The organism is Rahnella aceris (genome assembly GCF_011684115.1).
GTDB lineage: Bacteria > Pseudomonadota > Gammaproteobacteria > Enterobacterales > Enterobacteriaceae > Rahnella > Rahnella aceris.
Map to the genome: position 1 here is coordinate 1955994 of NZ_JAADJV010000001.1, position 19904 is coordinate 1975897.

Annotated in this window: 19 protein-coding genes and 1 pseudogene; 12 read left to right on the forward strand and 8 right to left on the reverse strand. The window is 54.4% G+C overall.

From position 1 onward, the window contains the following. The first annotated feature begins 143 nt into the window (after positions 1-143). The 3 genes and pseudogenes from GW591_RS08850 to GW591_RS08860 form a co-directional block, all read left to right on the forward strand. Positions 144-701 carry a metal-dependent hydrolase gene (locus tag GW591_RS08850; protein WP_013576145.1) on the forward strand — a complete coding sequence of 186 codons (558 nt, stop codon included), beginning with the start codon at positions 144-146 and terminating at the stop codon, positions 699-701. Positions 702-890: 189 nt separating this feature from the next. After that, on the forward strand, positions 891-2282 hold the full coding sequence (locus GW591_RS08855) for an L-cystine transporter (protein ID WP_037035298.1): 1392 nt from the start codon (positions 891-893) through the stop codon (positions 2280-2282). Positions 2283-2398: 116 nt separating this feature from the next. Beyond that, positions 2399-2719 (forward strand): annotated as a pseudogene (locus GW591_RS08860) (IS110 family transposase); the annotation flags it as partial. Positions 2720-3185: 466 nt separating this feature from the next. Here GW591_RS08860 and GW591_RS08865 read toward each other — a convergent pair. After that, complete coding sequence (locus GW591_RS08865; RefSeq protein WP_037035530.1) at positions 3186-4391, reverse strand: pyridoxal phosphate-dependent aminotransferase; 1206 nt, start codon at positions 4389-4391, stop codon at positions 3186-3188. A 369-nt stretch (positions 4392-4760) separates the two neighbouring features. Here GW591_RS08865 and nac point away from each other — a divergent pair, with 369 nt between their 5' ends. From nac to GW591_RS08900, 7 genes are all read left to right on the forward strand, one after another. Next, positions 4761-5684: a nitrogen assimilation transcriptional regulator NAC gene (nac, locus tag GW591_RS08870; protein WP_013576015.1), complete on the forward strand. Its 924-nt coding sequence runs from the start codon at positions 4761-4763 to the stop codon at positions 5682-5684. Positions 5685-5823: 139 nt separating this feature from the next. Then, positions 5824-6264, forward strand: coding sequence for an acetyl-CoA carboxylase biotin carboxyl carrier protein (locus tag GW591_RS08875; protein ID WP_166860483.1), 441 nt, complete (start codon positions 5824-5826; stop codon positions 6262-6264). Further along, entirely contained in the window at positions 6261-7043 is a 783-nt protein-coding gene (locus GW591_RS08880) for a LamB/YcsF family protein (RefSeq protein WP_112152198.1), read from the forward strand. The genes GW591_RS08875 and GW591_RS08880 overlap by 4 nt, the downstream gene beginning before the upstream one ends. Positions 7044-7176: 133 nt before the next feature. Continuing rightward, positions 7177-7926 (forward strand): SDR family oxidoreductase, encoded by a 750-nt coding sequence (locus tag GW591_RS08885; RefSeq protein WP_013576018.1) that lies wholly within the window; start codon positions 7177-7179, stop codon positions 7924-7926. A 50-nt stretch (positions 7927-7976) separates the two neighbouring features. After that, positions 7977-8672, forward strand: a complete 696-nt coding sequence (locus GW591_RS08890) for an amino acid ABC transporter permease (RefSeq protein WP_166860485.1) — start codon at positions 7977-7979, stop codon at positions 8670-8672. A gap of 4 nt (positions 8673-8676) precedes the next feature. Then, positions 8677-9426 (forward strand): amino acid ABC transporter permease, encoded by a 750-nt coding sequence (locus GW591_RS08895; RefSeq protein WP_013576020.1) that lies wholly within the window; start codon positions 8677-8679, stop codon positions 9424-9426. Positions 9427-9438: 12 nt separating this feature from the next. Then, positions 9439-10176, forward strand: a complete 738-nt coding sequence (locus tag GW591_RS08900; protein ID WP_013576021.1) for an amino acid ABC transporter ATP-binding protein — start codon at positions 9439-9441, stop codon at positions 10174-10176. A 109-nt stretch (positions 10177-10285) separates the two neighbouring features. Here the strand turns inward: GW591_RS08900 and GW591_RS08905 are convergent, their stop codons facing one another. The 3 genes from GW591_RS08905 to GW591_RS08915 form a co-directional block, all read right to left on the reverse strand. After that, the gene (locus GW591_RS08905; protein WP_112152197.1) at positions 10286-10639 is read right to left on the reverse strand and encodes an MmcQ/YjbR family DNA-binding protein; all 354 of its coding nucleotides are present in this window, start codon (positions 10637-10639) and stop codon (positions 10286-10288) included. 237 nt (positions 10640-10876) lie between these two features. Next, positions 10877-11746, reverse strand: coding sequence for an NmrA/HSCARG family protein (locus GW591_RS08910; protein ID WP_013576024.1), 870 nt, complete (start codon positions 11744-11746; stop codon positions 10877-10879). A 29-nt stretch (positions 11747-11775) separates the two neighbouring features. After that, positions 11776-11946 carry an NADPH:quinone reductase gene (locus GW591_RS08915; protein ID WP_015690107.1) on the reverse strand — a complete coding sequence of 57 codons (171 nt, stop codon included), beginning with the start codon at positions 11944-11946 and terminating at the stop codon, positions 11776-11778. Positions 11947-12092: 146 nt separating this feature from the next. Here GW591_RS08915 and GW591_RS08920 point away from each other — a divergent pair, with 146 nt between their 5' ends. Beyond that, positions 12093-12968 carry a LysR family transcriptional regulator gene (locus GW591_RS08920; protein ID WP_166860487.1) on the forward strand — a complete coding sequence of 292 codons (876 nt, stop codon included), beginning with the start codon at positions 12093-12095 and terminating at the stop codon, positions 12966-12968. Between the two features lie 223 nt (positions 12969-13191). Next, on the forward strand, positions 13192-14505 hold the full coding sequence (locus GW591_RS08925; protein WP_121020118.1) for an NAD(P)/FAD-dependent oxidoreductase: 1314 nt from the start codon (positions 13192-13194) through the stop codon (positions 14503-14505). Positions 14506-14541: 36 nt separating this feature from the next. Here GW591_RS08925 and GW591_RS08930 read toward each other — a convergent pair whose 3' ends face one another. The 4 genes from GW591_RS08930 to opgB form a co-directional block, all read right to left on the reverse strand. After that, a complete protein-coding gene (locus GW591_RS08930) occupies positions 14542-15198 on the reverse strand; it encodes a methionine ABC transporter permease (RefSeq protein ID WP_112152193.1) in 657 nt (218 codons plus the stop codon). Continuing rightward, the gene (locus tag GW591_RS08935) at positions 15179-16333 is read right to left on the reverse strand and encodes a methionine ABC transporter ATP-binding protein (protein ID WP_112198550.1); all 1155 of its coding nucleotides are present in this window, start codon (positions 16331-16333) and stop codon (positions 15179-15181) included. The genes GW591_RS08930 and GW591_RS08935 overlap by 20 nt, the downstream gene beginning before the upstream one ends. Positions 16334-16344: 11 nt before the next feature. After that, positions 16345-17187: a MetQ/NlpA family ABC transporter substrate-binding protein gene (locus tag GW591_RS08940; protein ID WP_112198551.1), complete on the reverse strand. Its 843-nt coding sequence runs from the start codon at positions 17185-17187 to the stop codon at positions 16345-16347. 250 nt (positions 17188-17437) lie between these two features. Continuing rightward, on the reverse strand, positions 17438-19744 hold the full coding sequence (gene opgB, locus GW591_RS08945) for a phosphatidylglycerol--membrane-oligosaccharide glycerophosphotransferase (protein ID WP_013576030.1): 2307 nt from the start codon (positions 19742-19744) through the stop codon (positions 17438-17440). Between the last annotated feature and the right edge of the window lie 160 nt (positions 19745-19904).

Below are 19904 nucleotides of genomic sequence, written 5' to 3' on the forward strand. Positions count from 1 at the left end.
AAGTGACACCAGAAAGGCGTATTCTTATACGCTTTTTTGTTTTTTATCAGTCCGTTGACAATTAGTTACAGGGCATCTCTTCCAAGATTGTGACAGTTTCACTTATACTGGATAAAATAACAGTTATCCAGTTCGGACGCGTCATGACGGCGGAAGGCCATCTCATTTTCTCAATTGCCTGTGCAGTATTTGCTAAGAAGGCCCAGCTTTCTCCCGAACTGGCGCATGGTGACTGGTGGCACATCATTCCAGGGTCTTTGCTTACCTGTCTGCTGCCCGATATTGATCACCCCAAATCGGTGCTGGGCCAGCGTCTCAAATGGTTGTCGGCCCCCATCGCCCGGGCTTTTGGTCACCGTGGATTCACTCACAGTTTGCTGGCGGTGGCTGGAGGGATTTTCCTGCTACGCACTCATTTCCCTCATGACTGGGTGATCCCCGCTGATGCTTTCCACGCCATGATTATCGGTTACCTGAGCCATATCCTGGCAGATATGCTGACGCCTGCAGGAGTGCCGCTGCTCTGGCCTTGTCGATGGCGTTTCCGGCTACCGCTGATTAACAGCCAGAAAGGTAATCAACTCGAGCGCACGCTCTGCCTTATGCTGGTCGGCCTGACGCTTTTCTGGCCAGACTGGACGCCCATCATTGGTGCAATAAATCCTGACTTTTTTAATCACATCCTGAAATTATTCATCTGAATAGCATGAAATATTGCCGATATGATGAAAATTAATACAAATACCAACAAAAAGTTATAATGAATTCCTTTTGGATATAAATGCTCGGACCCTCAAACTGATATTCTGCCCCCCAATGCTTTGGGATGGTGCAGTCCTTTTCCGGAAACACCCGTTTCATTTATCAAAATTATAAGTTTGGAGTCTGGTATGAATCTTCCGCTCGTTCTTAACGTAGTGGTTTTCGTTGCCCTGCTTTTGCTGCTGGCACAAACCCGCCACAAGCAATGGAGCCTGGCAAAAAAAGTTTTACTGGGTCTGGCTATGGGTGTCGTATTTGGCCTGGCTTTACAGCTGATCTACGGTTCCGATGATCCGGTACTAAAAACCTCAATTACCTGGTTCAATATTGTCGGTAACGGCTACGTCCAGTTGCTGCAAATGATCGTCATGCCGCTGGTTTTCGTCTCTATTCTGAGCGCGGTAGCGAAACTGCATAACGCGTCATCGCTGGGGAAAATCAGCTTCCTGACCATCGGTACCCTGCTGTTCACCACACTGATCGCTTCTCTGGTGGGTATCTTCGTGACGGGCCTGTTCGGCCTCACCGCTGACGGCCTGGTACAGGGTACGCAGGAAACGGCGCGACTGACGGCAATTCAGTCTAACTATGTCGGCAAAGTGGCTGACCTGAGCGTGCCTCAGTTGATCCTTTCCTTTATACCTAAGAACCCGTTTGCTGATCTGACAGGCGCAAGTCCGACATCAATCATCAGCGTCGTGATCTTCGCAGCCTTCGTTGGTGTAGCCGCCCTGCAACTGGTGAAAGATGATGCAGAAAAAGGTCCGCGCATTCTGGCCTTTATCGATACCCTGCAGGCATGGGTGATGAAGTTGGTGCGTCTGGTCATGAAACTGACCCCGTACGGGGTACTGGCTCTGATGACCAAAGTGGTCGCCGGCTCGAACATTCAGGACATCATTAAACTCGGCAGCTTTGTGGTCGCGTCTTACCTGGGTCTTGGCATTATGTTTGTTGTTCACGCGATACTGCTGTCGTTCACCGGTGTTAATCCGGCGAAATTCTTCCGTAAAGTCTGGCCGGTGCTGACTTTTGCCTTCACCAGCCGTTCAAGTGCCGCGACCATCCCGCTGAGCGTTGAAGCGCAGACACGCCGTCTGGGTATTCCTGAATCTATCGCCAGCTTTGCGGCATCGTTCGGGGCAACGATTGGTCAGAACGGCTGTGCAGGTCTGTATCCAACCATGTTGGCCGTCATGGTTGCGCCAACCGTCGGCATCGACCCGTTTGATCCGGTATGGATTGCAACATTAGTGGGTATTGTTACCCTGAGCTCTGCCGGTGTTGCCGGTGTGGGTGGTGGTGCGACATTTGCAGCCCTGATCGTGTTGCCAGCCATGGGCCTGCCGGTTACGCTGGTTGCCCTGCTGATTTCTGTTGAGCCGCTGATTGATATGGGCCGTACCGCGCTGAATGTCAGCGGTTCAATGACGGCAGGCACTATCACAAGTCAGTTGCTGAAACAGACGGATAAAGCGGTGATGGATGCTGAAGAAACGGCTGAGCTGGCTCACCGTTAATTTCAGATTGCTGCAAACAAAAAACCGAAGCCAGTGGCTTCGGTTTAATAAGATGGTCACCCCCACCCTGTGAGCGGTACGCTGACAGGGTGTTTTTCTTTCTGAAGGGGATCATCATGCAAAACGTTACGCTCATCGGTATTGACCTCGGCAAGCATTCGTTCCATGTCCACGCTCAGGATAAAAACGGTAATGCATTGCTACGTAAGAAGTTTTCCCGCAACCCGTTAACCGCCTTTCTCTCTACTTGTGCCGCTTCTACCGTTGTTATGGAGTCCTGTGCGGGCGCCCATTTTATGGCCCGGCACATCAGCCAGTTCGGGCATCAGGTGAAGCTCATCTCTCCTCAGTTTGTCCGACCCTTCGTTAAAAGCAATAAGAACGATTTCATTGATGCCGGGGCTATCTGCGAAGCCGCATCACGACCTTCTATGCGCTCGCGCTTTTATGCAACGACCTGAACACAATCAGGGGCGGCTGGCTGACTAGGTGAAGGCCCAGCTCTCGCGGCATCACTCGAACGTAGTGGCCTGCGGGTTAGCCAACAAACTGGCCCGAATAGCCTGGTCGGTGACAACCCATCGCACAGCTTTTATCCAATAAAAAGAGCCAACAGGGACGAACTGTTAGCTCTTAGGCATTACGCAGTGACTTTCTGGTTTTGCGACGACCGATTATTGATGACATGAACGGCACAGCGACCTGCGGATGAACCTGACATAAAAAATGGCTCTTTGAAGCCGTCCGCTTTTTAAGGTTCTGCAGGCGCGGACTTCATCATGGCGCGGGCAACGTAAGGTTGCCCATCAGACGCCGTATAGATTTAAGCAAGCCCATCATAAATCAAAATCAACGTTGCAAAAACGGGGGTGACCATAGATTTTTATGGTTCTGACTCAGACGTTATGACTTCAGCTCCGCACAAAACGCTGCTATCCGGTCGCAGCCGTCTTGCAAAACTTCCATGCTGGTCGCATACGAAATGCGGAAATACGGACTCATGCCGTAGGCCGCGCCCTGCACGGTGACGACGTGTTTTTCTTCGATCAGCGCCATCACGAAATCGGCATCGCTATTGATGTGACGCCCGCCTGCGGTGGTTTTCCCGATGCAGCCTTCAATGTTCACGAACAGATAGAACGCGCCCTGCGGTTTATGACAGCGCAGTTCATGCACGGACGTTAACCGCTCCAGCACGTAATCGCGGCGCTGGCGGTAGATTTCGGCGCGCTCTTTCAGTAAATCCTGCGGGCCGTTAAGCACCGCGACCGCCGCCGCCTGCGTGAGCGTGGTGACGCCACCGCTGTTTTGCGTGTTCACGTTACTCATGGCTTTAATCAGATCTTGCGGACCGCCGCAAAAACCTAAACGCCAGCCGGTCATGGAATAGGCTTTCGACACGCCGTTGACCGTCAGCACGCGATCGAGCAAACGCGGTTCCACTTCGGCCAGCGTATAAAATGTCACGTCGTCATAAATCAGATGTTCGTAAATGTCATCGGTCAGGATCCACACGCCCGGATGGCGCAGCATTACCTCACCCATCGCCTGCAATTCCTGGCGGGTTGCCACGGAACCGGTCGGATTGCTCGGGTAATTCAGCAGCAGCCACTTGGTTTTCGGCGTAATCGCCGCGTCGATGTCCTGCGGATACGGCTTGAAATTGTTCTCCTCCGGGCAGGCCACCGGCACCGGAATACCGCCCGCGAATTTGACGATATCCGCATAGCTAATCCACGACGGCGTCGGGATCACCACTTCATCGCCCGGATTAATCGTCGCCAGCATCGCGTTAAAAATAATTTGCTTCGCGCCGCCTGCGGTGAGGATCTGGCTCACGTCGTAATTCAGGTTGTTATCGCGCTGAAATTTACGCGCAATGGCCGCCCGCAGCGCCGGGGTTCCGTCGGTTGGCGGATAACGGGTATCACCGCCGAGCGCGGCGGCGTAGGCGGCTTCCGTGGCATGAGGGGGCGTCGGAAAATCCGGTTCACCGGTAGAAAGCGCAATGACGTTCACGCCTGCGGCTGCGAGGTCACGGGCCTTTTGCGTCATGGCGACGGAGGCAGAAACAGAGACATTTTTTAAGCGATCGGCGATATCAGGCATGGTCCTGGGGTTCCATTGTTTTTATCGAACGTAAAAAGACGGACAGCGATGAGGCACTTCAGGGGAAAGAGTAATGAGGAACGGACCGCGCCGACCAATAGCGCTTTGTTGTGGTGACATAACACAAAACAATGGCTGAACGCGCAAATCAGGCAATTTGCACCGGCGCAGTGCAGGCGGGGATTTTCATTATTCGGGAGGCTGCGCAAAGGCAGAAAACATCCGGCTATACAGTGAATAAATCGGCGGATAAATCAGAAGGAAAACCGGATATCGGACATAAATCAGCCTGTTAGTGCGTGTTGGCACTCATCTTGCTTCATACACATTACTTATAACACCACTTGTTTCCGTGATGAGGATGCCATCGTGAATCTCCGCCGCCTTAAATATTTTATCAAGATTGTCGATGTGGGTAGCCTCACTCAGGCCGCAGATATCCTGCACATTGCGCAGCCTGCGCTCAGCCAGCAACTCGCGACGCTGGAAGGCGAAGTGAATCAGCAACTGCTGATCCGCACCAAACGCGGCGTGACGCCGACTGAAGCGGGCAAGATTTTGTATATCCACGCGCAGGCCATTTTGCGCCAGTGCGATCAGGCCCAGAGCGCGATTGACGGCTCGGCGCTGGCGCTTTCGGGCAGCGTTTCTGTCGGGCTTGCGCCGGGCACCGCCGCACAGCAACTGGCATTGCCGCTGATGGAAGAAGTCCACCGGCAATATCCGGGCATCGTATTGTATTTCAATGAAAACTTCGGCACCACGCTCAGCGAGCTGATCATGAATGGCCGGATGGACATGGCGGTGATTTACGGCAACCGGGAAATTCACGGATTACGGTTTATGCCGCTGATGAAAGAAGAGTTGTATTTCGTCTGCCCGCACGCGCTGAGCAAACCGCTGAAATCCGTCAGTCTGGCGCAGGTGGCAAAGTATGACCTGTTCCTGCCGCGCATTTACAACATCATGCGAAAAGTCATCGACGACGCGTTTATCCATGAAGCTGTGACGTACCGCGTGAAGTGCGAAATCGAATCGCAAACCACCCTCAATGCCGCGCTGGCGGCGGGTTTAGGCTGCACGATCATGCCGGAATCCGCCGCCCGCGCGATGCTCAAAGCCTCGGATTCGTGGATGGCGAAAATTGATAAACCGAATATTCAGGCGGCGCTGTCATTTTGTATGTCCGACCATCTGCCGCTGTCCCAGCCCGCCGAAGCGGTCAAAGCGATTTTGCTGTCGCTGATGGCCAGCCGCACGGTGGATAACCGGCCACTGACGCTGGTGGGGTAATAAGCGCACCTTATTACCGCAAAGCGAAATCCTCTTTCCTGACGTCGGCAGTGACACGATAGAGTGCTTTTACCGCCCGCAAAGCGGGTCGTTTGTCGTCGTTATTGCGCGGGGACACTCTCTCTTCGACGGGAAGGATATGGAAAAAAAAGCACCAGCACTCAGCGAGTTGCGAGATATCGCACGAAAGATGCGTAAGTCCGGCCTGAGCCAGATTGAACTCAGCGGAAACGGCTTTCGGGTCAGCATGAAATACGCGCCAGTCTCCCCCGCCATTTTGCCATGCCGCATGCCGGACGAAACGCCTGCGCTTCCCGCGCTGACCGCCCCCGACGCGGTGTGTGCACCTTTCCCCGGCATCGTGTTGTTACAGCATCCGCTCAACAAAATTCCGTTCACACAACCGGGTGAAAAAGTCGGGAAAGATGCGCTGCTCGGGCTGCTGAAAGTCGGCGTGATTTATCTGCCGCTGCGCAGCCCGGTGCAGGGCGTGGTGGCATCCCTGTCCGTGGAAGACGGTGACTGCGTGGAATACGGCGCGGAGATTTTCACTTTACGCCGCGAGGAGCTGGCCGCATGAAATACATCGATTTAAACGCCGATATCGGCGAAGGCTTTGGCGATTACACCATCGCCGACGACGCCGCGCTGATGCCGCTGATCACCTCCGCCAACGTGGCCTGCGGGTTTCACGCGGGGGATGCGGTGATTATGGCGAAAACCGTCGCGCTGGCGAAAAAGTATCAGGTAGATCTCGGCGCGCACGTCGGATTCCCTGATTTGTCCGGGTTTGGCCGCCGCCGGATGCACATCGAACCGGAGGTGATGGCGCATTACGTCACCTATCAGCTTGGCGCGCTTTCTGCTTTTGCGAAAGCGGCGGATTACCCGCTGACGCACATGAGTTTCCACGGTGCGCTGGGCAATATGGTGTCCGAAGACGCCCGGCTGGCGCGGGTGTTATTGCAGGCGGTGAAGAATTTCGATGCACAAATGATCATCAGCACGATGCCCGGCAACGCCGTCGAACGCATGGCGCGGGCGCTGGATTTGCCGGTGATTTGTACGTTTCTCGCCGACCGCGCCTATGAAAGCAACGGCCTGCTGGTCAGCCGGACGAAACCGGGCGCGGTTATTCATGACAAAGAGCAGGTACGCGCGCGCATCCGCCAGTTGCTGCGCGAAGGCACGGTGCAAAGCATCGACGGCGTGACGTTGCCGGTGGATGCGACATCGATTCTGGTTCACGGCGATACGCCGGAATCCCTCGAAATGGTGCATACGCTGCGGGAAATTATTACCGAAATGGACATCGCGCTGATGCCGCCAGCCCGGCAACGCCGCCTGATGGCAGGGTAAAACACGCTGTTATAAGCCCCTCTTATCGCCTCACACGGTTTATGTCTTATACCGTCTGAGAATTACTGGATACAGTCAGAAAACACCCACCGGCAGAACATGATGGAGCCGGCGGTTTAACAGGAGAGTCGCAATGCCATTTTCAGATTACAAAACCGCACTGGTGACCGGCGCATCGGCCGGAATGGGTGAAGCCATTGTCGAACGCCTTTGTCAGGAAGGGATCACCGTTCATGCTGTCGCACGCCGCGCCGATCAGCTGGCCGCCCTCGCCGCCCGCACCGGTTGTATTCCGCATGCGCTCGACGTCAGCGACCTCGACGCGGTGACGCGCCTGTGCAGCGAGATCAGCGTGGATATTCTGGTGAACAACGCCGGGGTTTCCCGTCCCGGCTCTATCCTGAGCGCCGATGAAGAATCCGTGGATACGCAGGTGGATGTGAATCTGCGCGCCGTTTTGCATCTTTGCCGCCTGCTGGTGCCGGGCATGATGGAACGCGATCGCGGCCACGTCATCAACATCACCTCGATTGCCGCGATTTATAACTTCGGCGGCAACTCGATTTATCACGCCACCAAAGCCGGGGTTCACGCCCTGTCTCGCCAGCTACGCGTTGACTGCTACGGCAAGCGTGTGCGCATCACTGAAATCTGCCCGGGTCGCGTGGCGACTGACATTTTCGGCAATGTTTCCGGCGATCACGAAGAAGCCCGCCGCCGTTTCATTGACGGTTTTGAACTGCCCGAAGCCAAAGACATCGCCGATTGCGTGGCGTTTGCCGTTTCTGCGCCGATTGCCGTCAACATCGGCAACATCGAAATCACCCCGACGTTGCAGGTTCCCGGTGGCCTTTCCACCATGCGCCCCGGCGAAGGTCTGTGATCTTTTTCCTATAAACCCACAGTTCAACCATTCAGGAGGGTGAAAATACGATGACGCTCGATTTCAGCAAAGTCCTGACCGGTCAGTTCGAGCAGATGATCGTCGATGGCATGGTTGTCACCCTCAAGCTGGCGCTGGGGTCCTGGCTGCTCGCGATGTGTATTGCCCTGCTGCTGGTCGTCATCCGGCTGACGCACAAACGCGCCGCTGAATATTTCGTCCGCGCCTATGTGTCGTATCACCGCAATGTGCCGACGCTTATTCAGCTGATGATGTGGTATTTCGCCATTCCGACGCTGCTGCCGGAATCTGTGCAGATGTGGATTAACGATTTCAACGCCGAGTTTCTGTTCTCGATGTTTGCGCTCGGATTGTGTCAGGCGGCGTATTTCTCTGAAGACATCCGCAGCGGATTACGCGCTATTCCTGAAGGGCAAACCGAAGCATCACGCGCGCTGGGCATGAGTTACACCCGATCGCTGCGTTCGGTTATTTTACCGCAGGGCATCCGCAACGCGCTGCCTTCGCTGCTCAACCACACCGTTTTACTGTTCAAAAACACCAGTCTGGCTATGGTCATTGGCGTAGCTGAACTGACTTACGTGACCCGTGATATTGAAAACCAGACGTTCCGGACTTTCGAATCGTATCTGGTGGCCTCTGCCGGTTATCTGTTCTTCTCTCTGCTGCTGATGGGTGCTGGCGCGTTGCTGGCCCGCCGGTTCCAGCGGGCCTACGCGAGGTAATCACATGCTCGAGATGTTCACGATTTTGCACGACAACGGGATGCTGTTCCTGATGGGGCAATATCCGCAGGGACCGCTCGGCGGGATACTTTGTACGTTACTGATTTCCCTGCTGGCCGTTTTGTTTGCACTGCCGGTGGGTATTCTGCTCGGGCTGGCGCGTTTATCGCCTTTCCGCTGGCTGAGCTGGCCCGCTGCCTGCTGGGTCTACGGCTTACGCGGCATTCCGCTGTTGATGGTGGTGTTCTGGACGTATTTCTGCGTTCCGCTGTTAATCGGTCACAACATCAGCGGCTTCAGCACCATGCTGTGTACGCTGGTGATTTATGAAAGTGCGTATATCGCCGAGATCGTGCGCGGCGGCATTCAGGCGCTGCCGGGCGGCCAGTACGAAGCGGCGCGCGCTTTAGGGATGAGTTATTTCAAAACGCTGCGTCTGATTATTCTGCCGCAGGCGTTATACAACACGCTGCCAAGTCTGGTCAGCCAGCTGGTTTCTATCATTAAAGACAGCACGCTGGGTTACGTCATTAACGTGCCGGAGCTGACCTTTGCCGCTAATCAGGTGAATAACCAACTGCTGACCAAACCTTTTCAAGTCTTCGCGATTGTCGCGATTGGCTATTACATCATCTGTTTCAGCCTGACGTGGCTGGCCAATAAGCTTGAAGCCCGTATCACGCGCAAACGGCAGAACCGGATGCCGGAAGCGGAGAAAATGACGAAGGCTCCACTGCTGAAGACTCAATCATAATAAGGAACGACGATGCGACCAATGATCTTATTTAATCAGGTTAATAAATGGTATGGCGAATATCAGGCGCTGACCGACCTGAGTGCTGAAATTAGAAGCGGTGAAGTCGTGGTGGTTTGCGGACCGTCCGGCTCGGGCAAATCAACGCTGATCCGCACCGTGAACCGGCTGGAACCTATTGAAGAGGGCCAGATCCTGTTCGATGGCATGGATATTCATGGCACCAGCACCCGCCTGAATCAGTTGCGCACGCGTATCGGTTTTGTCTTTCAGAACTTTAATCTTTTTCCGCACGTTTCGGTGCTGGACAACATCATGATGTCGCCGGTAAAGGTGCTCGGCGTGAAACGTCAGGAAGCGCGCAAGCACGCGGGTGAACTGCTGGAACGTGTCGGATTATCACACAAAGCCAATGCCTATCCGGCACAGCTCTCCGGCGGGCAGCAGCAACGTGTTGCCATCGCCCGGGCATTAGCCATGAAACCGCCGGTGATGTTGTTTGATGAACCGACGTCGGCGCTTGATCCGGAAATGGTCGGTGAAGTCCTGAATGTGATGCGCAGTCTGGCACGTGAAGGTATGACCATGATGTGCGTCACACACGAAATGAATTTTGCCCGCGACGTAGCGGACACAATCTGGTTTATGGATCAGGGGAAAATTCTGGAAAAATCCAAACCGGAAAACTTCTTCAATCATCCGCAACACCCGCGTGCCAGGAAGTTTTTAAGTGACTTATTGCACCATTAATTATGCACGTGGCGTATTCCTTTGCAGCGCCTTGCCGCTCAGAGCTTATCCATCAAAGGGGGCTTAAGAAATAACGCCTGCATAGGTATCTCTGTCTTTGAATATATTATCAGCATGTCAGTTCATGACTGTCGGCAAGCAGCTCGTGTATTTCATCTGCCGACAGCGGTCCGGAAAGGATCACACTGACCCAGTGCTCTTTATTCATATGATAAGCAGGCAAAATGCCGTCTTTCTGACGTAATGAGCCGATGTGCTCCGGCCGGACCTTAACCTCAAGTATGTCGACTTTATCTTCCGTTTTCAGCCCCAGCTTGGTACCGGATACATTCATCACGAGACCAAACCATTTATCACCATTGTGATGACGAAGCACGGCATAATCCGGCAGGTTACGCCAGAGATATTCCGGCTCCGAATTATAGTGTTCCCGCGCGTACCTGAATAACGACTCTCTTTTCATAATCACTCCCGTATCGTCGGTTTATACCGTTCTGACCAGCCCGTTCCAGCGCCTGCGCGGGTATGCACAGAGTCGTATCCAGGGTGAAGCCTGTGCGGATGAGGAACTGCCGAACCCAGTACATACCGTATCCTCCTGAGAAGATGCCTGCAAGGTAACAAGTGCCTGACTGGGTTACGTTTACCGGTTGTTCGGCGGCGTACTGCCTGACAGTAAACCGCCCCTTTGCCTCGCGGTTTAGCTCCCGGCAACAGACTCGCGAACGAAATCTTCATAAGTGCGCAGCGGGTGTCCAATGAGAGCCTGTAGCTGTTCTGCGGTTCCTTCAGCAGCTTGCATGCCGAACGTCTGAATACCAGCCATCATCAGGCTCATGTCATAAGCCAGCCAGTTGGGACCGTACGAGGCGAGTTGCCCTTCAAACGCGGTGACGTCATCTCCCCCGTAAGTAATCTCGCGACCCAGGGCTGAACTCCAGATCTTCGCCACGGACGCACCGGTCAGCGGTTGCGGCCCAATCAACTCCAGCGTGACAGGATCCAGCGCAGACGATGCCTTGTCGCGTCGCAGCAACTCAGCCACGGCGACATCCGCGATATCGCGCGCATCAATCATTGAGACGCCCGCCGAGCCGACAGGCATCGGGTACACCGCGTAGTTCTGAATCGTCTGTTGAACCATCAGGTCGTTTTGCATGAAATAAGCCGGACGCAGAATGGTGGCGGGGATGTCATGACTTTTGATCATGCGTTCAACCGTATGCTTGCCGGTAAAGTGCGGAACGTTGGTGAATTTATCAGCATGGATCACCGACAAATAAACGATACGCTCAATGCCCGCCTCGCGGGCGAGGTTCAGGGCGATCAGGGCCTGAGTAACCTCATCGGGCGTAACCGCATTCAGCAGAAACAGCGTTCGTACCGATGACAGCGCGGCACGCATCGACGCGACGTCGGTCAGGTCTGCAACGACTTCCGTAACCCCTGCCGGAAACTCGCGCTTACCCGCCTGGCGTACCAGGGCTTTGACCCCGGCGCCAGCGTCAGCCAGACCCTGAATGATAAGTGAACCAATGGTGCCCGTGGCACCGGTAACGAGAATGCTCATATTTAACTCCTGCAAGATAGTGATAATGGTTAACGTGAGAAATCCGCAACGACCTTACCGGTCCGTGAAACGGTACGATTACGTTCGATTGCGTTGGGAATATCAGCGAAGCCCACTACGCCGCCAATTCTGGACTGTAGCGTGCCGCTGGCGACGTCGTTGGCCAGCTTCCCGAGTAATACCGGATCGGGCTTATTCATAAACCAGAGACCCCAATCAGTACGGCGCGTTGTACGTTGTTCATTGCAGTTCCTCGTAGCAAGTTCTGATAACGAGACAATATTCCGTTGCAATTAAAAAACAAAGATCCTAAAACTTAGACACCTTGTCTCATAAATGGAACACCATGAACCTGAACGCGCTGTCTGATTTTATCCTCGTCGCCACAAATGAAGGGCTGGGGAAGGCAAGCCGCGCAAGCGGCATTTCCAAAGCCACGCTATCGCGACGCATCGCAGATCTTGAGGAGCAACTGGGTGTGAGGCTGATCGAGCGAAGCGCTCGCGGTTTGAAGCTCACCGAAGCCGGGGCGACGCTGATCTCCCGGACTGAAGGCCTGCTGAGTGAGGTGACCGAAGCCATGACGGCGGTCGGTGATGGTATTTCGACGCCTCGCGGGCGTTTGCGTGTCGCCGCTCCGGTCCTGTTTTCCCAGCTTGCGATGGGGCGCATTGGTGCCGAATTCTGTGCGGCCTACCCGGAAATTGAAATTGAAATCGTGGCGGAAGATCGCATGGTAGATCTGGTCGAGGAACAATTTGACGTCGCAATCCGCATCAACCCAAGCCCCGACAGCAATTTAGTCGGACTGTGTTTCGCCAAAGACAGGCTGGTTGTCGTGGCCGCTCCTGAAATAATCAGGCCACTACCCGGCGCAATCAGGCCAGTGCCCGGCATCGTAACGTCGAGCTTCCAGCCTGCCCACTGGAGTCTCGATGGCGGGCAACTGGTCCTGGAGCCGATCCCAAAATTGCGCTTCTCTTCGTTACTGATGGTCCGCGATGCGGCAATCGCCGGCGGTGGGGCTGCCCTCATTCCGCAATCCATCGCATGGAACCAGCTTGCCCGCGGCGATTTAGTTCAGTGGGGCATCGTGTCGGGGGCAGAGCGGGAACTTTGGGTTTTGCATACTTCCAGGCGGCTTGCTGCGCCAAAAGTTCGCGCATTCGTCGATTTCCTGTGCGCCCGATACCCGGACATGTCTCTGGTTCTCAACGGATAGCGCTCTCAATTTTTTCTTTCGCGCAACATGAGGATTTCATAGCCAACTTCCGGAGACAGGCGACCGGTCACCGGCAAAATTCTCAGGGGGTAGCAGACGACCAGATTCAGCCGCTATCTGTGCAGTATTCAGCTCACCTTCTTTTGATAGCATTAATCCGCATTAGACATCTATACGTCTATCCCTTAGGATCATTGCACCCGGGATAACCACCTGACAGACAATGAAAATTAAACATTTACCTCTTGATCAAAATATTAACGGCTGGGCGGCGCTGCGGGGTGATACTCCCCGCCATCCGGCTTTACGTGGAAAAGTCACGGCAGACTGGCTGGTGATTGGCGCAGGCTTTGCCGGGCTGGCATTTGCCCGTCGTATTGCCGAGCTTCGGCCGCATGAGCATGTTGTGGTACTCGAGGCGCTCGACGTGGCCGATAACGCTTCGGCCCGTAATTCGGGTTTTGTGATTGATTTACCGCATACCGTCGGCAGCACATCGGCTGAGCTGGAACACGCCAATGCGTACCGGCGTCTTTTACAGTACGGGTTGCATCATCTGAAAGAGACCGTCGATCAGCATGATATTGCGTGTGACTGGCTGAATTCAGGCAAATACCATTGCGCCGTGAGTGCGCAGTTTGACGGTGAAATCGCGCATTATCAGCAGGAACTCACCACGCTCGGCGAAAGCTTTGAGCTGCTGGACAGAGCCGCACTCCGTCAGCGTTTGGGCACCGGTTTCTACCGCAGCGCGGTGTATACACCCAACTGTATTCTGGTGAATCCGGCGGCGCTGATCAGCGGGCTGGTGGCCACGTTGCCGGCAAACGTCACGGTTTATGCCAACTCACCTGCGTTGCAGATTGACACTCAGGGCACTATTCATGCAGAAACGCCGCACGGCGAAGTGCGTGCCGGTAAACTGATGCTGGCGATCAATGGTGCAGCACGCGGGTTACCGCTGTTCAAAGGCAACGTCTTCGCGATGTCGACGTTTGCAACACTGACTGAACCGCTGTCACCCGCACAACGTCAGCTGATCGGTGATATTGCGCCGTGGGGCTCGACGCCGGTGAATGCACTGGCGGGTGCGACGTTGCGCTATACCTCTGACCATCGCTTCCTGATCCGTGAGCACGTCAACTTTACGCCAGGTCTGGTGACCCGTGCGGTAGAAACCGGCCGTCATGCCCGCCGCCATCAGGCATTATTTGCCCGTATTTATCCGCAGTTACAGGACGTCAATATGGCGTACACCTGGTCGGGGCTGATCAGCATTACGCGCAACGGCGCGCCGGTATGGGGGAATATTGCGCCGAACGTGTATTCGTCAGCGGGATGTAATGGTTCCGGCAGTTCCAAGCAGAGTGCGTTCGGGCGGTTGCTGGCGGAACATGCGCTGGGAGAGGACAATCCGTTGCTGGCCGATATGCAGGGCATCGGACGCGCCAGTTATCTGCCGCCGCGCCCGTTCCTGGATGTCGGTGTGAAAGGATTTATGGCCCGTGAACGCTGGCGTTCACGCAGCGAGTTGTAGAGACTGAACATAGCCGGTCGCCGCACAACCGGCTTTTTAATGACGTTTATCGACGCGCGCCACGATACGATCGCCCAGCCACTGAATGCCGCAAACCATCACAATCAACACGACGATCACTTCTATCATCACCACTGTTTCAAAACGCTGATAACCGTAACGGATTGCCAGATCACCCAGTCCGCCTGCGCCGATAGCGCCCGCCATCGCCGATGCGCCAATCAACGCCACCAGCGTGACCACAAATCCGGACAAAATACCGGGCAGCGCCTCCGGGATCAGCACGTCCCAGACAATACGCAGTTTACTGGCACCCATCGCGCGAACGGCGTCAGTCAGTCCGCGATCCACGTCGCGCAGCGAGACTTCTGCCACGCGGGCGAAATACGGCGTGGCGGTAATCGACAGCGGAACAATCGCCGCCCAGGTGCCGAGCGATGTGCCCACCAGAAAACGGGTTACCGGGATCAGCGCCACCAGCAAAATGATAAATGGCAGAGAACGGAAACCGTTGATCACCAGTCCGAGCGAGCGGTTAACCCAGCGATTTTCGGCAATGCCGCCGGGACTGCTCATCACCAGAATCAGGCCCAGCGGCAAACCCGCGATCAGCGAGAACAGGCCGGAAACTGCCGTCATCAGCAACGTTTCTTCGACGGCGTTAATCAGTAAATCAATCATTACCGGAGACATAGCCTGTCAGCTCCACGGTGGCCTGGTGCTGTCGCAGCCAGTCTAAAACAACCTGCTCAGATGCCGTATCGTTTACCGGCACTGAGAAGAAGAAACGTACAACGGCATAATGCTGAATATGATCCACGCCGCCCTGGATCAGCCGGAATTTGCCCGGTAATGCCGTCGCCATTTGAGTGAGTATTTCGCCCTGCCGCCCCTGCTCCGCATACTGGACGCTGTAAATGGCCTCGCCCTGACGTACCGGCGACAACCGTTCAGCCAGCGCTTCCGGCAGTTGCGGCAATAATCCCTGTAACAGCGTACGGGTCAGCGCGGACTGCGGATGCGCAAACACCTGCCACACCGGCCCCTCTTCGATAATTTCACCGCCATTAATCACCGCCACGCGATGCGCGATTTTTTTAATCACCTCCATCTCATGGGTGATCAGCAAAATGGTGATGCCGAGTTTCTGATTGAGGGATTGCAGCAGCGCCAGAATCGAACGCGTGGTTTCAGGATCGAGCGCCGATGTCGCTTCATCGCAAAGTAAAAGTGCCGGACTGGCTGCCAGCGCACGGGCAATACCGACGCGCTGTTTCTGACCGCCGGACAACGCCGCCGGATAGTTCCTTGCCTTATCTTCCAGCCCGACCAGCGCCAGCAGCTCGGCGACACGCGCCTGACGCCGTGCCTTGTCGTATCCGGCGATTTTCAATGGCAGCGCGACATTCTGCTCAACCGTTTTGGCCGACAGCAAATTGAAATGCTGGAACACCATCCCCACGCGGCTGCGCACTGACTGCAAGGCTTTCTCGCTCAGGCCGGTGATGGCATGGCCTTCGATTTCAATCACGCCGCTGTCCGGCTGTTCCAGTCCGTTCAGGCAGCGGATCAGGGTGGATTTCCCCGCACCGCTACGGCCAATAATGCCCAGGATTTCGCCCCGCCGGACCGTCAGCGAGACATCTTTCAGCGCCTGAATTGTGCCGAACTGACGGCTTACATGGTCAAGGCGCACGACGTCATGCACCTCATCCTGATGCGTTTTCAGAGTGCCACCGGCAAACTGCCCGGCGTTAGCCGGGCGTGGAGGGGCTTTTTCTGAAGACGTCGCCGTGAACTGCGCACCGGTTTCAGAGATGATCGTCATGCTTTACATCCTTACCAGGCCGTCACGCCGGTGCCTTTATAGACCTTATCAAACACCTGTTTGACAGCCTCGTTCTGGTAAGAACTGACCAGCGTTTTCACCCACGGCGCATTCACATTTTCAGTTTTCACCGCGATGAAGTTGTTGTAAGGATTATTCTTTACCGGTTCCTGCGCGATACGATCCGCAGGCGTCAGGCCACTTTTCAGCGCCCAGTCGGTGTTCACAATCGCAGCATCCAGATCCGGCACGGAGCGGCCGATAATGCCGGAATCCAGCTCTTTAATGGTGACGTGGCGCGGGTTCTCAATGATATCCGCCGTAGTGGCGAAAATACCGGCGCCCGGTTTGAGTTTGATCACGCCAGATTGCTGAAGCAGGATCAGCCCGCGCGCTTCGTTCGCCGGGTCATTCGGCACGCCAATCACCGCCCCTTCTTTCAGCTGGTCGGCAGATTTTACTTTTTTAGAGTACAACCCGATTGGCCACACAGCGGTATCACCCACGCGCACGATGTTGTAGTGATTCACTTTGATCTGGTTATCGAGGAAAGGCTGATGCTGGAAGGCATTGGCATCCACTTCGCCGTTTTGCAGGGCTTCGTTTGGCTGGTTGTAATCGTTGAAAATCACCGGTTTTACCGTCAGACCTTTTGCTGCGGCCTGTCTGACCACTTCACGCCAGACATCTTCGTCTTCCCCGCTGATAATACCGACCTTAACCGTGGTTTTATCGGCGGCCTGTGCCGCACTCAGCGGCGCCAGCACGCTGCCGGAAATGATCACTGCCGAGGTTGCGGCCAGTAAAACAGCACGGTGAATACGGGTCTTTGTTTTGTTGAATGTCTTGCGCATACGCTATCCCCAAAAGTGTGATGAGATGCCTGCTCCGGGCTGTGTTTCCGTGCAGGAATTTGGCGAGTATACCCATCGGCTTATTTCTTTATAATATTGTTTTAATGATAGTTATTCTTGAAATGAATAACCGAAATGGGATAGTAAAGCGATAAAAATGCTAAGTGTTATTTCAATTGCCATTTCCCCAATTTGCTTCCAATAAAAAACCCGCCGGAGCGGGTTTTTAACATTTCGGGCAAACAGCGGATTAAGACTGCGGATCCACCGGCTGAACTTCAAGAGAAACCATGCCGATGCCCAGTTTACGAGGCTGGAAGCCGCCGCTGGTGCCTTCAGTGGGTTCGGTCGGTTCCGGCGGCGTGATGACGATACTTTGCTCCGCTCCCGGATTGGTGAACTGTACTTTCACGATACCGTCTTTATCGCCGAAGGTGACAAACTGCTCCTGATCTCCGACACGGACGGAAACCGGCTTATCGATGTTATTGCCGTAAGCCCGTGCGCGGATCACCACATCAAAGGTGGCGGGCAGCGGTTTAACGTAATCAATTTTCACCGACGGTGCCAGATTGGCATCTGACCAGCGTCCCCAGTTTTCAACGGCTGAAACACCGGTAATCGCTTTTACCTGCTCCGGCAATCCCGGCACCATAAAAGCGATGGCTTTCGACTGATAAGTGGTGGCGGAATCATCAATGTTCAGCGTCTTCAGGGTTTGCTGATAAATCGCATTGCTGCCCGAGGTGTCTTTCACGAAGTCCACTTTACCTTTGAAGGTATCACCGGTGATCTGCACGATCGTCGGCTTCGCCCCGAGGTTCCCCGATGCAACGCACAGGCCGGTATTGAGCGACAACTCTGGTGCCCAGACGCGTCCCATTTCGTAGCATTTATCAACCCAGACAAAGTTATCGCTGGTCGCCAGTCCGGCCAGTTGTTTTTTCAGCGGCGTGGACAGATAGACATCAAACATCGGCTCAATTTTGTCTGCCGTGACCTTCAGAATAAACGGCGTTTTGATGGTCATGCCGGAGAAGGTGAAAGTGCTGTCTTTGGTATTCACCGCATAGTCTTTGATGCTGTTCGGGAAGCCCCACTGTTTGATGACCGCCGGTTTCCAGGCATTCACTTTGTCATCAATATTGAGGAACTGCGCAGTCATCGATGTCGCAGAAACACCGCTGCGTCCAAGACCGATGTAGTTGTCGCCGCCCATCATATCCAGTACGGTCGCGCCATTATCCAGGGTGCTGCGTTTCGCACCGTTCAGCTCCCCCGCCGGATGACGGCCGTCGAGTACGAAGAACAGGTCTTTACGGTTCTGTTTGGTCAGAATGTTGTAAGCCGTGTTGTTCATCGCCAGATGATCGGAAGACACCACAATGATGGTGTTATCGAAATAACCGGACTTTTTAATCTTATCGATAAATGCGGCAATCAGTTCCTGACTGCAGGACACGGCGCTCAGAGACTGGTTGGCTTTACCGTTCACTTTATATTCCTTGCGGGTACAGCCGCGGGAAATAAAGCCGTCCGGATGATGCGTATCAACGGTCAGCGTGAACAGTGAGAACGGCTTACCTTCCTGACTCAGCGTCACGAATTTTTTGTACACCTCATCCAGCAAGGTGTCGTCATACCAGCCCCAGTCATTTTTATAAGACGGGTCCGCCACAGTCGGACGCAATTCGTTGTAACCATAAAGATGGTCGAAACCATGGGATTTCAGGAAGGTCCCTTTGCCTGCGAAAGCCAGTTCAGCGCCCTGATAGAAATAGTTGGTATAACCTGCACCTTTGAGCACATCGCCAAGACAGACGTTTTCAGGGTAGAAGGTCGCCAGTGCACTGGAGGCATTACCATCAAACGGCGCAAACAGCGGGATCCCACACTGAGAAGCCACCATACCTGCAATGGTATAGCCAGTGCCCGGCAACTGTTTGGTGTTGGTGAAATCGGTACTCTGCGCTTTATGGCGGTTTAATTCGGTGGTCAGGCCGGGGAAGACTTTGTCATCAAAATACGTGCGTTCCAGACTCTCGCCGTAGATATAAACCAGGTTAGGCTTTTTCGCGCCTTTAATGGCTTTTTCGGGCACTTTGTAATAGGTACTAAAATCTGCACCGCTGCCTGAGATTTGCGTTTTGACCAGACGCGAGATGTTCTGGAATGCCTGTGTGGAACCGACAGAAAAGACCGCCAGCACCACGGCCAGCGCACTGTAGACCGCGCTGCTGTTTTTGGCACGACGCTGCTTCAGCCCCCACGCCAGCAAAGCGAATACGCTGACAAGCCCTGCCAGTAAACCGATAAACGGCAGGATATATTTATTGAGCCCCGCCCCTTTCAGGCTACTGGTGACGGTATATAACACTGCGTCCGTGATGCCTTCACCGGTGAAATAATTGCTGCCGATCAGGATGACGTTAAGAATGACGTAAAGCCCGAGGAAAAACAGCACCAGTGAAAACCAGACACGGCTGGCCGACGCCCGCGTGACGTAGAGAAAAATAGAAGAAAGAAATAATACGAAGGAAATTATCTCAGAAGCCATTTCAGCACCCTGTCTGATTTAAACAATAAACTCTACGACCCATTTCTGCTGTTTTGCGAGCAGCGCCGACGGTTCAACTCATCGAGCGAATGACCCGTTTGTCATTCACTTACTTCATCCCTGAGACAGGAAAATTCATGCCAAAAACGGATAGCGCTAT